A 14,193-nucleotide genomic window follows, 5' to 3' on the forward strand; every position below is an offset into this window, starting at 1 on the left:
CTGCCATGAAAAACACGCTTTACTGGCCCAACAGTGGCGCCCAGAGAGTTTTTAACCCGCTGGTTAGCCCACCGCGCCAGCAAAACGCGTCATGTCCGCCGTCAAACTGACGCCACAAAACGTTGTGCTGTGTGTGTTGTAGTTGTGCATACATAGCCTGGTTGGCCCGAAAGATAAGGGGTTCACGCAAGCCCGCCTCAAGAATGATTCGTGGGCGGCCTGCCGGGAGCTGGCCACTTTTAACCTGGCGGATAAGCTCGCCATCCACAGTTTCCCCACGGTTGGGCCACCAATAGGAACCAGAAAGGCTGAGCGCACAGCCGAAGCGCTCAGGCCAGTGTAATGCGGCATATAAAGATGCCAGGCCACCAAAACTTTGCCCGGCAACCACGGTATTTTGTGGCCCGGGATGAAAGGGCTCCATATGAGCAATACGGGGTAATAATTCGTTTTGCACCGCCAGCCAGAAATCCTGATTGCAGGGCAATTCCCGGCTGCGATGAGCAGTATCGATAGCATCAACCAGTACATATACTGCTGCGGGCAGTTGCCCGGCCAAAGTCAGTGATTGCAGAACAGGCCAGACCGGCATGCTCTGCGCCCAAAACTCGCCATCCAGCAGTATTGCCAGTGGCCGTTGGGCAGGGTTTGAAGCCTCACCGGTGGTGTAAACCCAAACCCGGCGGGTATTGTGCAAATGTTCGCTGTGCCAGTTAACACACTGTGGTTCTGTATAAGACACTTGCGTGTTTTTCCACCCCGGTTGCTCTGGCGCATCCGGGAGTTCCAGACCTGAAACCGGGTGACCACGCCCCCCTCGCCAGCTTACCGGGTTTAGTGGGTCTGCAATCGCCTGGGGCAACAACCGGCGCCAGCCTTCACGCAGTGCCATTTTATCGCTCATATCACCCTGCATTACGGCTTCACTGAAGTCGTTCTCACCAAACGAGGGAATAAGGCAATAGCTGCCACGCCAGTGTGAACTTAATGAGGTAGTCCATGACCAGGCGTCGGTGCCCGGAATACGTTGCAGAGACTGGGGAACAGCACGCTGGTGGTGGTCTGTAACCCCGGTAATGTAGAGCCATACCCGCCGAACAGGCGAAGTGGATTCATCACCGTCGGGATCACGCCACCAGAACGTCACCCGGTACTTATCTGTGCCTTCAGCCACCCACTCCGGGCTTTGTTTATGTTGCCACCACGCATGGCTCCCACAGGCCAGTTCCATTGCACAATAACCTCATCGTTAAAATGGTTTTTTAACTGTAACAGAAATCGCGCATTATAGTATTGATAATAATTTTCATTTTCAATGATATTCTGATTCTCATAAATACCATTCAGAAAAAGCAGAATACTTAAAAAGCCCATGTTTTTAATAGGAATTAACTTACCGGGGGAATCACTGGTTGAAGAGATTTTGGAACTAATGGGAGCAGCAAGGTTTTCAGTGAGGGAAGTAAACTGTGGAGATTAAACCAGAAAAACCGTAGCAAAGGTTTTTCTGGCTGTACTGTCAGTTGCAGGCCATTATTTGGTCAGTTCTGCAGTCATATGAACTCTGTTGTTCATATTTGCTTCAGTAATATGGTAAGAAGCACCTTCCTGCTGTGCTTTTGCAGCAATTTTTGCTTCAGCGCTGTCCAGCGTATCCGCAGTCACACTGACAGATTGTGCAAAGCTTGCAAATGAAACCAGAGTAAGAGCAGCGGCAGCAGCGATGGTTTTAATATTTTTCATGGTCATATTCCTTCATTCATTAATTAACACAAGTGATTTTGTTGAACGATGTCTTATCGTCGATGTGTATATAGTAACCACTGAAATTATATTTATAGTAACTAAAAGTGCGCTTATAATTTTCTTTCGCACAGATTAATAAAAATTATTAGGTACACAAGAAAGAAGCAATGAAGGAATATGATTTAAAATCAGTTTATTAAACGATGTTAACCAGAGTAAAACAGAAGGTGCCGCTGGGGTAACGGCCTGATGAGCTTTCAGCAGTGAGCAAGGTACGTGCCCTGCTCACTGGTTGATGAAGATTATTCTTCTTCGCCGAAGAACCAGTACCCCTGGTTTACCAGAGCAGTCAGTTCAGCTACAAACGCCGGGTTATCCAGCCCGTTGCCCAGTTCCTGCTCACCAATAGAGGTATAACGGCACAGTGCGTCTGCAGCCTTATCATCACTGGTGTTCAGCGCTTCACTGTGAACAAAGAAATGTTCGCCAATATGCAGAACCCGCAACCCACTGAGCCGGGTCAAAACCTCACCAGAACGCAGGGCATTAACCACTTCATCAGCCTGGTAAGCAGGTTCTGGCGGAGCAATATCCAGCTCATGGCGTGGCGTAGTGGCAAAACGGCCAAACCATTGCGCAAAGTCTTCGGGCTGGTTGATCAGATCAAGCATCATATTGCGCACCCGATCCAGTTCATAATTTTCTACTTTCCCGGGGTGCTCACGGCATGTCAGATCCGGATCACTGTAATGCTCACCACCCAGATCGTTTTCCAGCGCATAATCCGCAAAACTGCTGATCAGATCGCGCCCATTAGGGCCACGAAAACCAACGGAGTAATTTAATGCTGTCTCATGGGTAAAGCCGTCATGGGGGAATCCGGGTGGGATGTAAAGAATATCGCCTGGTGCCAGGTCTTCATCAATGATTGGCTCAAATGGCTCAACATGCAGCAAAGCCGGATGCGGGCAGAACTGCTTCAGTGGCAGTTTATCCCCTACCCGCCAGCGGCGGCTGCCCATGCCCTGAATGATAAAGACATCATACTGATCGATATGCGGGCCTACGCCCCCACCCGGTACCGAGAATGAGATCATCAAATCATCAAGCCGCCAGTCCGGTAATACCCGAAACGGGCGTACTAATTCAGCCGCAGGCGCATGCCAGTGGTTTACCGCCTGTGCCAGTAAAGACCAGCCCGTTTCCCCCAGGTGGTCAAACTGTTCAAACGGCCCGTTCCACGCCTGCCATTCCCCATTCTGCAGGCTCACAATACGGCTGTCGACTTCAGCTTCCATCGCGAGGCCGGCCAGCTCATCTGGTGTAATAGGATCGACAAAATCTGGCAAAGCATTTTTTAAGATAACCGGTTTTTTCTGCCAGTAAGTTTCCAGAAACTCCGGCCAGTTAATATTGAGTTGGTAAGCCATTCATGTGTACCGCGCAAGGGAAATGGGGGCTGATTATAAAGAAGTGGGGTTGTGGGGCTCTTTGTTGTGGGTCAAACCTGCGAGCGAAAGAAGGGGAATGACAGGAAGCCCAAACTCAAAGGCTTCCTGTCACTGGTTTAAAATTCCGTGTCAATATCTACAACAGAAATCAATTTGTGGTTAACAAACTCTTTGATACCCAGCCCGGTTAATTCACGGCCATAACCAGAGCGACGTACGCCACCAAATGGCAGGTCTGCTTTCACGCGAGTTGGGTGATTAATGTAAACCATCCCGGTGGATACTTTGGTAGCCAGTTCAGCACCACGAGCAGTGTCACGAGTGAAAATAGAACCACCAAGGCCAAACGGCGAATCATTGGCGATACGCACTGCATCGTCATCATCTTTGGCACGCAGTATCATAGATACCGGGCCAAAAAACTCCATGTAATAAGCCGGATTATCGGGTGTTACCTCAGTGAGAATTGTGGGCTGAACAAACGCCCCCTGACCTGGTACTTTTGGCCCAACTTCCAGAGCCTGTGCACCATGGGAAATCGCCAGTTGGATTTTCTCTTTGACTTCATCTGCCGCCTGTTGCGAGGAAAGCGGTGCCAGCGTAGTCGCCGGGTCCAGAGGATCACCAGCCTTCAGCGCCGCCACGCCTGCAGTATAGCGTTCAAGGAACGCATCATAGACGTCATCAACAATAATCATCCGTTTGGAGGAAACACAGACCTGCCCGCCATTCCAGTGGCGGCCAAATACGGCCCATTTTGCTGTTTTGTCCAGGTCGGCATCTGCCAGCACAATAAAGGCATCAGCCCCACCTAATTCAAGGGTGGATTTTTTCAGTGCCTTCGCAGCCTGTGCAGCCACTGTTGCCCCGGCACCTTCAGAACCGGTGAGCGCCACACCCTGCACACGCGGGTCATTCAGGATTTGCTCAATATGGTGACGGGCGGCATACAGGTTGATAAACCCACCATCAGGCAGGCCTGCATCATGCATGAGTTTTTCAAAACGAGCGGCACTTTGCGGTACATTGGAGGCATGTTTCAGAAGGATGGTATTCCCGGCTGAAAGTTGCGGAGCAATGATACGGGCAATCTGGTAGTACGGGAAATTCCAGGGTTCGATCGCCAGCAGGACACCTAACGGTTCATGAACAATTTTCGCTGTGGCTTCCTGGGGGTTAGCTACTGGTAAGATTTCCGGGGCCAGTAGTTTTTCCGCATTTTTAACGTAATATTCAAAAATCTGGGCGGACAGCTCTACTTCAGCCAGCGCTTCACTATACAGTTTGCCCATTTCCAGTGTCAGTAAGCGTGCAAATTCATCTTTCTGCTCACGCAGCAAGTTGGCTGCGTTTTGTAAGATTTCGCCACGCTGTGAAAATGAAACATTACGCCATGTAGTGAATGTATTGTGCGCTCTGGCAATAGCGCCGGTGACTTCAGCATCTGTTGCGTCGGGAAATGTCTTAATAACTTCCCCTGTCCAGGGGTTCGTTGTTGCATATGCCATGGAAATTCTCCTTATAAATAATAATCCACATAATGTGGCACCCTTTTTTATCTCATCGAGCTTTTCCCGCCCCGCATGCCTGCCAGGGCTAAAAGTTAAATTGTCCTGCATCAGTCTGGCACAGATAACTGCACGTTACCGGGGGTACCACACATAATGTAAAAATAGTAACCAGCGTGTATCACAAGAGAAAGACAGTAGTTTTGTTGGTGTTAATCAGAATTATTGAATATTCAACAAATTCGTTTCCCTTGTTTATTATTTCTTGCCTTTAGCATCTGATTTTATTTTTAGCCCCAAGTTCACAACCAGCCTGGGAAAGCGCACTTTTTATCTACCTTCCATCAACACAAAAACAGCAACAATATGTTTTATATAGATAAAATATAAATTCACATATTACAAAATAAAATATAAATTTATATTAATATAATAAAATATTTGTAATACAAATAACACAACAACCTTGAACCCGGAACCAAAATGGGTTGATAATAGTCTCAAGTTGATAACATTTTATTTACCTTGTGTTATTGCCGTTCTCTTTTTAGGGAGTTTTTTATGTCGAAAAGTATTGCAAACTTTATTACCGAAACACTTGATAAAGCGGGTGTTAAACGTATTTGGGGCGTTACTGGCGATTCATTAAATGGCATCAGCGACAGCCTGAGAAAATTAGGTACAATTGAGTGGCTGGGTACCCGCCACGAAGAAACAGCGGCATTTGCCGCAGGTGCTGAAGCCCATATCACAGGCGAATTGTCTGTATGTGCTGGTTCTTGTGGCCCGGGTAATATGCACTTAATCAACGGTCTATTTGATTGCCACCGTAACCGTGTTCCGGTACTGGCTATTGCCGCACATATTCCTTCCGCAGAAATTGGCACAAATTATTTTCAGGAAACTCATCCGCAAGAACTCTTTAAAGAATGCAGTGTTTATTGCGAATTAGTTTCCAACCCGGAACAAATGCCTTATTTGCTGGAAACGGCTATGCGCCAGGCCATTCTTCACCGTGATGTCAGCGTATTGGTCTTGCCGGGCGATATTGCATTAAAAGCAGTTCCTGAAGGGGTTGAGCCGAAATGGAATGTGCCTAAACCTGCCTATTACCAGCCTCAGCAGTCAGATCTTGCTGAACTGGCCGAAAAACTTAACAACAGTGCAAAAATCACCTTAATGTGTGGTGCTGGTTGTGCTGAATCCCATGAGGAAGTTGTTGCTCTGGCTGAAAAATTACAGGCTCCGATTGTTCATGCCATGCGTGGCAAAGAATATATCGAATATGACAACCCTTATGATGTGGGGATGACAGGCTTAATCGGTTTTTCATCTGGCTACCACGCCATGCGCCAGGCCGATACAGTTTTACTGCTGGGCACCAGTTTCCCATATCGTGCGTTCTACCCAGAAAATGCCAGCATACTGCAAATCGATAATAACCCGGCGTCTTTGGGCCGCCATACCCAGATAGACCTCGGTGTATTGGGTGACATCAAGTCCACACTGAAGTCTCTGCTACCAATGGTTAACAGTAACCACAGCTCTGCGCACCTGGAGCAGTGTGTGGCAAATTACACCGAAGCACGTAAAGGGCTGGATGAGCTGGCTAATGGGAAAACGTCTTATAACCTGATTCACCCGCAGTATTTAGCTCGCCTGGTAAGTGAAGAAGCGGCTGATGATGCGGTATTTACTTGTGACGTGGGTACTCCGACATTATGGGCAGCACGTTACCTGAAAATGAATGGTAAACGCCGGTTGATTGGGTCATTCAACCACGGTTCTATGGCTAATGCATTGTCACAGGCAATGGGGGCACAATCTGTCGACAGAAAGCGCCAGGTCGTCGCACTGTGTGGCGATGGGGGCTTCTCCATGCTAATGGGTGATCTGTTGTCCCTTAACCAGTTGAAACTCCCGGTAAAAATTGTAGTGTTCAATAACCGTTCTTTGGGCTTTGTCGCCATGGAAATGAAAGCCGGTGGTTATCTTTCTGACGACACAAACCTGGAAAACCCGAGCTTTGCCGCCATTGCTGAGGCCTGCGGTGTAAAAGGTATTCATGTCGGTAAGCCAGAGGACCTGCCAGGCGCGCTGAAAGAGACCCTGGCACACCCGGGCCCGGTGGTTTTGGAAGTGGATACCGCCAAACAGGAACTGGCGATGCCGCCACAAATTAAAATGGAACAGGCGAAAGGCTTCAGCCTGTACATGATGAAAGCGCTGCTCAATGGCCGTGGGGATGAAATCATTGAGCTGAGCAAAACCAACTGGCGCAGATAACCCCTTGCCTTACTTAAAAGCCATGCTGCGGCATGGCTTTTGTTCGCTATTTCCCCGCTCTGGCAATTTATTTACCCGCAAAAAATCACAACTGCACTGTTCTTTTCCGGGCAACTATGTTGCCTTACCCATGAGTGATTAATTAATGAAGAATGCTCATATCTGATTGTTGTTTTCGACTGTTTATTTTTAAAAGCCGCCTGACTTATTATTTTCTGCACATGATGTGCACCAGTCGCCAGAAAACTACCCGTAACACACCAAATTAATTGTGATTTTACCGGGAAAATTCGCTCACCTCCGCGTAGACCAATCGCCTTACCTTTCTGGGCTGGCACTGACTAAACACTCTGAATCAGTGCTTCGGTAACAACGAAGCCAACATCTGTAGCGGAAATAATATGATGAAAACAATCGAAAACACTTTCTTTGAGGGAGAACGCCCTCTTTTTGCATCTGAAGATCTGTTGGTGCAGAACGTAAAATTCTACCCGGGCGAGTCGGCCCTGAAACAATGCCTGAATATTAAAGCCAGTAACTGTGAGTTTATGGGGAAATACCCCTTCTGGCACAATAACAATACGCAGATTGAAAATTGCCGCTTCACGGTTTATGCCCGTGCCGCTATCTGGTATTCACAGAACTTGCGCATGATTAACTGTGTTGTTGATGCCCCAAAAATGTTTCGTGAAGTCACTCATTTTTACCTGGAAAATACTCAGTTGCTCAGTGCTGCGGAATGCTGCTGGAATTGCCACCATGCTGAATTTCATAATGTAGAGATTCATGGTGGTGACTACCTGTTTATGAATGGCTCAGACATCAATATTGATGGTTTCCGTCTGCAAGGCAACTACGCGTTTCAGGATGCCCATAATGTTGTGATTCGTAATGCCCATCTTGATTCAAAAGATGCATTCTGGAATACCGAAAATGTGACTGTTTATGATTCCGTACTGAATGGCGAATACCTGGGGTGGCATTCGAAAAACCTGCGCCTGGTTAACTGTAAAATCTCCGGCGAGCAGCCACTGTGCTATGCCACCGACCTGGTGATGGAAAACTGCACCATGACGGATACCAATCTTTGCTTTGAATACAGCACATTACAGGCAGACATCCAAAGTGAAATCATCAGTGTGAAAAACCCGCGTGGTGGCTATATCAGAGCAAACCATATTCAGGAAACCATTATTGATGAAAACTGTATCAATCCTGGAGCCTGTGAGATTGTAACCGCCACTCATGCCGGTGTCTGATTATGAACCACAACTTTGATCAGATGACACAGCGCCGGGGCACTGATTGTACCAAATGGGATTGTGCGCCCGATGACGATATGCTGCCAATGTGGGTGGCAGATATGGACTTCATCACCGCACCTGCTGTTATTACGGCCCTGGAAAATCGTGCCCGCCAGGGGATCTTCGGTTATGTGCGGGTTCCTTCCCGTTTTTATGCGGCCATTGCCAGTTGGTTTAACCGGCGGCACAGCTTTACCATCAACCCCGGGCATTTACTTTACACCACAGGCGTAGTACCTGCTTTATCTGCCATTGTTCGGGCACTCACGCAGCCCGGTGATAAAGTCATTGTCCAGACACCTGTATATAACTGTTTTTTCTCTTCTATTCGTAACCAGGGCTGCGAAATAGTCACCAATGCGCTTCGCCGCCAGGATGATACTTACGTTATAGATTTTGCTGACCTGGAACAAAAAGCATCTGATCCGCAAGCCAAATTACTACTGCTATGTAACCCGCACAATCCGGCTGGCCGGGTTTGGCAACCCGATGAATTAACACGAATAGGCGAAATTTGCTTACGCCACAACGTTATCGTTGTAGCCGATGAAATACATTGTGATTTAGTGCAACCAGGCTTCCGATATACACCTTTTGCCTCCATCAACCCGGAGTTTATGCAAAACGCCATCACCTGTATGTCACCGAGCAAAGCCTTTAACCTGGCCGGTTTACAAGTTGCAGCCATTCATACAGCAAATGATGCTATGCGCCAAAAAATTGATAAGGCTCTGAATATCCATGAGGTATGTGAAATTAACCCATTTGCCGTTGAAGCCCTGATTGCCGCATATAACAATGGCGAAGCATGGTTAGACGACCTGAATAATTACCTGCACGGGAATTACCAGTATCTGAAGGCCTTTTTTGAGGAACATTTACCGGCATTCCCGGTAACACGCCTGGAAGGAACCTATCTGGTATGGGTGGACTGTTCAGCCATCGCGCATTCTGCAACTGATATTACCAGGCACCTCAAATTGCATGAAAAGCTCTGGGTGAATGAAGGGACGCTTTATGGTGAAGAAGGTGAGCATTTTATACGGCTGAACATTGCCTGTCCAAGAGAACGCATGATAACCGGGCTCAACAAAATAAAGCATGCTTTCACTGGTGGGTGGGTTAAATAACAGACTGAATTTTTTCGTTGCCGCATGATTTCCATGGTTGCCTGCACCTGGCAGAGAAAGCAGATACACTGTCTGTGTAATTAGTTTTGGCAGACAGTGTAGCAATTGCACTCACGGATAATATTGAGAGGTACTGGTGGCACGAGAAAATCTTAATGATCTCATGGCATTTATTGCTGTAGCCCGGGAGAAAAGCTTTACGCGTGCTGCGGCTATTCTGGGCGTATCGCAATCAGCATTAAGCCACAGTATGCGCACTCTGGAATCGCGCCTGGGGATGAAATTACTGACGCGAACCACACGCAGTATTGCACTGACAGATATTGGGCAAACCATGTTTGAAGACCTGGGGCCATATATTGATGGCATTCAGGACAGGTTGCAGTCGCTAAAAGATCTCAATAGCAAAGCATCAGGCACTGTGCGTATTTCAACGTCTGATTATGCAATAGGTTCGGTTATCTGGCCGAAACTGGAACCGCTCCTGAAAGAATACCCTGACATCAACCTTGAGTTGATAGATGATTATGCATTGACCGATATTGTCTCTGGCCGCTTTGACGCAGGCACACGCCTTGGTGAGCAAATTACTAACGGCATGATCTCCGTGCGTATTGGCCCGGATGTCCGTTTTGCTGTTGTCGGTTCACCTGGCTATTTTTCCCGTAACCCTCATCCCACTCATCCCAATGATCTTATTGACCATAACTGTATCAACCTGCGGTTTCCTACTCATGGAAACCTGTATGTCTGGGAGTTTGAAAAGGAAGGCAAAAGCATTAATGTAAAGGTGAGCGGCCAGTTGGTATTCAGCCGTATCTACCAAAATCTTCAGGCAGCATTGAATGGCTATGGGCTCGCCCATGTACCAAGAGATATTGCAGAACAACATATTGCCAGAGGCGAATTAATCAGTGTGCTTGAGGACTGGTGCCCATACTGGGATGGCTACTATATTTACTACCCAGAGAACCGCAACCTTTCAAAAGCATTTCAAATAGTTGTTGATGCTTTACGGCATTATAAACACCCTTAAACAAGCGACATTGCTCTTGCTGTAGAAACCAGAGTAGGGATTACCTAAAAACTTGTTACTGCCGCCGGGCCTCTGCGGCAGGCAATATTTCAGCCCCCTGGCCACCAAACTGCTTTCTCAACCCTTCAATATCCCGCTTTGGCGATAAACCAAAAAGCTGATTATATTCACGGCTGAAGTGCGACGGGCTTTCATAACCCACCTGGAAAGCCGCACTGGCTGCTTTCATTCCTTCACTGAACATCAGGCGGCGGGCTTCAGTCAGCCTTAACCATTTTTGGTACTGTAAAGGGCTCATGGCTGTGAACTGGCGAAAATGCTGATACAGGCTGGACGGGCTCATTTGCACACAGGATGCCAGCTCATCAACACGCAAAGGTTGAGCATAGTGCTCTTTCAACCAGGTGATGGCACGGGAAACCCGATGCCCCTGGCTGCCGACAGAAGCTATCTGCCCAAGCCGTGCCCCCTGGTCACTGCGCAGCAACCGATAATGGATTTCCCGTTCAATAAGTGGTGCCAAAACAGCAACAGATTCGGGTTCATCCAACAAATCAATTAACCGTTTGAAAGGCTCCAGTATCGCTGTTGTTAGCATGCCTAACCCAATACCAGAGTCTGGCCCTCGGGCCTGCCCAGAGGGGAATAACACGCTATCCTGAGCCATCAACTCAGCCATAATGCGTAAATCAAGCCGAAACGCAAACCCGAGGCAGGGTTTTTCCGGGCTGGCTTCCAGCACCTGAGAATAAGCAGGAATATCCAGCGAAGTAATCAAAAAGCGGCTGGTGTTATAAGGGTAGGCTTCACCCGCAACCAGAATCTGTTTTTCACCCTGCACTGCCACCACAATACTGGTTTCAACCAGGCAAAGCGCGGGGGGCGCAGGCCTGTCTCGGTGAAACAAGCTAAGGCCGTTAATCACACTCGGATAATCTTTATTACCACCAACACGATGCGCAACACTTTCTGCTATTTGGGCTCTTATCCTCTCGAATGTGGCTGTTTCACTGTTATCTGGCATCGCATTATCTTGCATGGTCTCTCCTTATTCTGGCTGTGGTAAGCAATATATTCCTTTACGACCGCTGTCGATTAAAAGATCTGCCAGATGGAGGATCAGGCAAGAAATTTGCCGGTTCTGTATATCAACAACTTATTTGGTAGTGCCAGGATATTCCACTATCTCCCGTCAATAACCACCCAAATTTCGACATCAATGATCATCGATTTTAAAAGGAGTACAACGATGAGTGAAGATAATGAACTGAGCCGCAGAGAGTTTGTCGTACGCTCTGGCGCGGTGGTCGGTGCAGGTATGCTTATGAGCAGCCCTCTGGGAGTACTGGCTGCAGATGGAAAAGAAGCTACCACTAAATCGCGCGGTTATGCCGCTTTTGATACCTCAGGCAAGCTCGCACCATGGACCTTTGAACGCCGCACACCAGGCGACAACGATATTCTTATCGAAACTAAGTATGCCAGTATCTGCCATTCAGATATCCACCAAATGAAAGGCCACTGGGGTGTACAAAAATACCCTCAGGTTCCTGGACACGAAATTGTCGGTATTGTTACCGCGGTAGGTAAAAACGTGACCCGCTTTAAAGTGGGAGACCGGGCGGGTGTGGGATGCATGGTTAACAGCACGCTGCCACGTAATAAACTCGCCACTTTGGAAAATGTCGAACAATACAGCCCGGCGACAATTTTCACCTACGGTTACCCGGAAAAAGATTCACCAACCGGTATTTCTCAGGGTGGGTATTCGACAAATCTTGTGGTGCGTGACCACTTCGCAGTACATATTCCGGACAACATCAGTTTTGAGGAAGCAGCTCCGTTGCTGTGCGCAGGCATTACCACTTATTCTCCACTGATGCAGGCGAAAATAACTAAAGGCATGAAAGTCGGTGTTGCAGGCATTGGCGGCCTTGGTCATATGGCTATAAAAATTGCTGTATCCAAAGGTGCCGAAGTGTATGCCTTTACTACCTCACCTTCCAAAGTTAAAGATATTCTGGCTTTTGGTGCGAAAGAAGCCATTGTGGTTGATGACCCCAGCAAAATGGCCCCGTATCAGGGCAAACTGGACTATCTGATTTCCACTATCCCTTATCAATATGATGTCGCAACCTATGTTTCTGTTGTTAAACCTTATGGCACCTTTACTCAGGTTGGTATGCCGGTAGGTTTCCAGTTGTCGCTTAATGCGCTGAATCTGGCCGCAAGCCGGGTGAACTTTAATGCCTCGCTGATTGGCGGCATGAAAGAAACGCAGGAAGTCGTTGATTACTGCGCTGACAACAAAGTTCTGCCGCAGATCCAGATTATTAAAGCAGAACAAATCAATGAAGCATGGGAAAACGTCGTGAATAAAAAAGCACGTTATCGCTATGTAATTGATGCGGCAACACTATAAGTTCCGCAAAAACGACTAATCAGGAAAAGAAAGGCACCGAAGTGCCTTTCTGGCATAGTTTTACTAACCCGTTAATTCATAACCAGATATCAGGCAACTTCATCAACCATGTTACTGCCCTGATTCGCCGACAATGTGGACGCAAAACTCTGCAAAACAGAACTGAGCGTGGCATTGCTACTACTTTGCCCCAGACTGGCGAGCATAGAGCTGAAAGCACTTTGCAGGTCACTGATTTCAGTGCCTGATGATGAACTGGTTGTTGAACTGGAAGAAGAAGCCAGCTCGCTAATCAGCGCATTCAGGTCGGTCTGCATCGGGTTTTCTGATGACGAATCTGCCACCACAGTTGGCGGTGGTGGCGGCGCATCTGTGTCTGTTGATTGTGCCGCAGGTGCGGACATACTGTGCATGGCAGCCATCAAAACCTGGATAAACTGCCCGACAGCCTGTTCAGTATCTGCCGTTGATGCAGTACTGGACGTATCCGTATCTGTTGCTGTGGTATCTGCGCTACTGAGTGTAATACCAGACTCAGAAAGCGCATTAGCCAGTGCGCTGTAAATGCCACCGCTCCCGGAATGGCGCGTGGTAGCCTTTTGCACTTCAGACACATCAGTTGTTGCCAGGACACTACTGGTACTACTGACTGAAGGAACATACGACAAGGGATAAGTCGTATACCCCGATAGTGATGAGACCATTGTCAAATCTCCAGATATGTTCATGAATGAACGGAGGAGTGCCAGAAGCAAGTCCTTTCAGGCATGTAATATTGCACCTGCCAATGCAGGCAACCAACACGAACCAGTGTGCGGGAGGATTGTTTGCATTAAGCCGGGTACAAAACCGCAAGTGAAACAGCCTGGCGGACTGGATTAGCACATGTGCGTTGCAGGAATGCATTGCACAGCCTTAAGGCAAATCACCCTGAGGTGAAATAGCCAGTTACAGCTTCTGTTTCATTGAACAAAGGACAACAAACCCAACAAAAATAAACCCAATAATAATAAATACGTTATGGCAGTATTTATAACCTGATAGCGATAGCCGGTTCCTTGCCACTCACAGGTACTTGTTATGATTTCCTTCTTTCCAGGCTGAAAAAACAGTCTGGCTGTATGATTTAACCAAAATTAATCACCAGCTAATCGCAGGAATAGCGATAAAGAAAGATACTGATTTACGGTTTTACCTGAGCTTAAACAGTATTTAACGCCAGACAAACACAAACCAGGCATGATTTGTGTGCAACTAAAGGAAATGTCTAAAGTAAAAAGCCGACAGGCGGGGGCTGTTTTCCCTGGAGA

At 47.6% G+C, this 14,193-nt stretch carries 11 protein-coding genes; 5 read left to right on the forward strand and 6 right to left on the reverse strand.

Annotation, left to right across the window (positions count from 1 at the left end; translation table 11 throughout):
- Positions 1–19: 19 nt before the first annotated feature.
- From fes to DES37_RS01730, 4 genes are all read right to left on the reverse strand, one after another.
- Positions 20–1,231 (reverse strand): enterochelin esterase, encoded by a 1,212-nt coding sequence (gene fes, locus DES37_RS01715; protein ID WP_110024620.1) that lies wholly within the window; start codon positions 1,229–1,231, stop codon positions 20–22.
- A gap of 302 nt (positions 1,232–1,533) precedes the next feature.
- The gene (locus DES37_RS01720) at positions 1,534–1,743 is read right to left on the reverse strand and encodes a YdgH/BhsA/McbA family protein (protein ID WP_036102751.1); all 210 of its coding nucleotides are present in this window, start codon (positions 1,741–1,743) and stop codon (positions 1,534–1,536) included.
- 305 nt (positions 1,744–2,048) lie between these two features.
- Positions 2,049–3,176: a ribosomal protein uL16 3-hydroxylase gene (locus DES37_RS01725; protein ID WP_110024621.1), complete on the reverse strand. Its 1,128-nt coding sequence runs from the start codon at positions 3,174–3,176 to the stop codon at positions 2,049–2,051.
- A 137-nt stretch (positions 3,177–3,313) separates the two neighbouring features.
- Positions 3,314–4,705 (reverse strand): NAD-dependent succinate-semialdehyde dehydrogenase, encoded by a 1,392-nt coding sequence (locus DES37_RS01730; protein ID WP_110024622.1) that lies wholly within the window; start codon positions 4,703–4,705, stop codon positions 3,314–3,316.
- A gap of 561 nt (positions 4,706–5,266) precedes the next feature.
- Between DES37_RS01730 and poxB the strand changes: the two genes are divergently transcribed.
- The 4 genes from poxB (at position 5,267) to DES37_RS01750 (ending at position 10,461) form a co-directional block, all read left to right on the forward strand.
- Positions 5,267–6,991 (forward strand): ubiquinone-dependent pyruvate dehydrogenase, encoded by a 1,725-nt coding sequence (gene poxB / locus DES37_RS01735; protein ID WP_110024623.1) that lies wholly within the window; start codon positions 5,267–5,269, stop codon positions 6,989–6,991.
- Positions 6,992–7,392: 401 nt separating this feature from the next.
- Positions 7,393–8,250 carry a DUF3737 family protein gene (locus DES37_RS01740; RefSeq protein ID WP_211320527.1) on the forward strand — a complete coding sequence of 286 codons (858 nt, stop codon included), beginning with the start codon at positions 7,393–7,395 and terminating at the stop codon, positions 8,248–8,250.
- 2 nt (positions 8,251–8,252) lie between these two features.
- Positions 8,253–9,425 carry a MalY/PatB family protein gene (locus tag DES37_RS01745; RefSeq protein WP_110024624.1) on the forward strand — a complete coding sequence of 391 codons (1,173 nt, stop codon included), beginning with the start codon at positions 8,253–8,255 and terminating at the stop codon, positions 9,423–9,425.
- Positions 9,426–9,561: 136 nt separating this feature from the next.
- Complete coding sequence (locus tag DES37_RS01750; protein ID WP_110024625.1) at positions 9,562–10,461, forward strand: LysR family transcriptional regulator; 900 nt, start codon at positions 9,562–9,564, stop codon at positions 10,459–10,461.
- A gap of 55 nt (positions 10,462–10,516) precedes the next feature.
- On the opposite strand, the gene DES37_RS01755 is transcribed toward DES37_RS01750, so the two are convergent.
- A complete protein-coding gene (locus DES37_RS01755) occupies positions 10,517–11,500 on the reverse strand; it encodes an AraC family transcriptional regulator (RefSeq protein ID WP_245929934.1) in 984 nt (327 codons plus the stop codon).
- Between the two features lie 210 nt (positions 11,501–11,710).
- On the opposite strand from DES37_RS01755, the gene DES37_RS01760 reads away from it, so the two are divergent.
- Entirely contained in the window at positions 11,711–12,883 is a 1,173-nt protein-coding gene (locus tag DES37_RS01760) for an NAD(P)-dependent alcohol dehydrogenase (RefSeq protein WP_036102762.1), read from the forward strand.
- 89 nt (positions 12,884–12,972) lie between these two features.
- Here DES37_RS01760 and DES37_RS01765 read toward each other — a convergent pair whose 3' ends face one another.
- On the reverse strand, positions 12,973–13,587 hold the full coding sequence (locus tag DES37_RS01765; RefSeq protein WP_146211484.1) for a hemagglutinin: 615 nt from the start codon (positions 13,585–13,587) through the stop codon (positions 12,973–12,975).
- Positions 13,588–14,193: the final 606 nt, after the last annotated feature.

It is taken from the genome of Mangrovibacter plantisponsor (assembly GCF_003182475.1).
In the GTDB taxonomy this organism is placed as follows: Bacteria; Pseudomonadota; Gammaproteobacteria; order Enterobacterales; family Enterobacteriaceae; genus Mangrovibacter; species Mangrovibacter plantisponsor.

What these genes read in the sequence shown, in the direction of transcription:
- DES37_RS01725 (WP_110024621.1), bottom strand. Translation starts at nt 3,176, where the DNA reads ATGGCTTACCAACTCAATATTAACTGGCCGGAGTTTCTGGAAACTTAC.
- DES37_RS01730 (WP_110024622.1), bottom strand. Translation starts at nt 4,705, where the DNA reads ATGGCATATGCAACAACGAACCCCTGGACAGGGGAAGTTATTAAGACA.
- fes (WP_110024620.1), bottom strand. Translation starts at nt 1,231, where the DNA reads ATGGAACTGGCCTGTGGGAGCCATGCGTGGTGGCAACATAAACAAAGC.
- DES37_RS01740 (WP_211320527.1), top strand. Translation starts at nt 7,393, where the DNA reads ATGATGAAAACAATCGAAAACACTTTCTTTGAGGGAGAACGCCCTCTT.
- poxB (WP_110024623.1), top strand. Translation starts at nt 5,267, where the DNA reads ATGTCGAAAAGTATTGCAAACTTTATTACCGAAACACTTGATAAAGCG.
- DES37_RS01760 (WP_036102762.1), top strand. Translation starts at nt 11,711, where the DNA reads ATGAGTGAAGATAATGAACTGAGCCGCAGAGAGTTTGTCGTACGCTCT.
- DES37_RS01745 (WP_110024624.1), top strand. Translation starts at nt 8,253, where the DNA reads ATGAACCACAACTTTGATCAGATGACACAGCGCCGGGGCACTGATTGT.
- DES37_RS01720 (WP_036102751.1), bottom strand. Translation starts at nt 1,743, where the DNA reads ATGAAAAATATTAAAACCATCGCTGCTGCCGCTGCTCTTACTCTGGTT.
- DES37_RS01755 (WP_245929934.1), bottom strand. Translation starts at nt 11,500, where the DNA reads ATGCAAGATAATGCGATGCCAGATAACAGTGAAACAGCCACATTCGAG.
- DES37_RS01765 (WP_146211484.1), bottom strand. Translation starts at nt 13,587, where the DNA reads ATGGTCTCATCACTATCGGGGTATACGACTTATCCCTTGTCGTATGTT.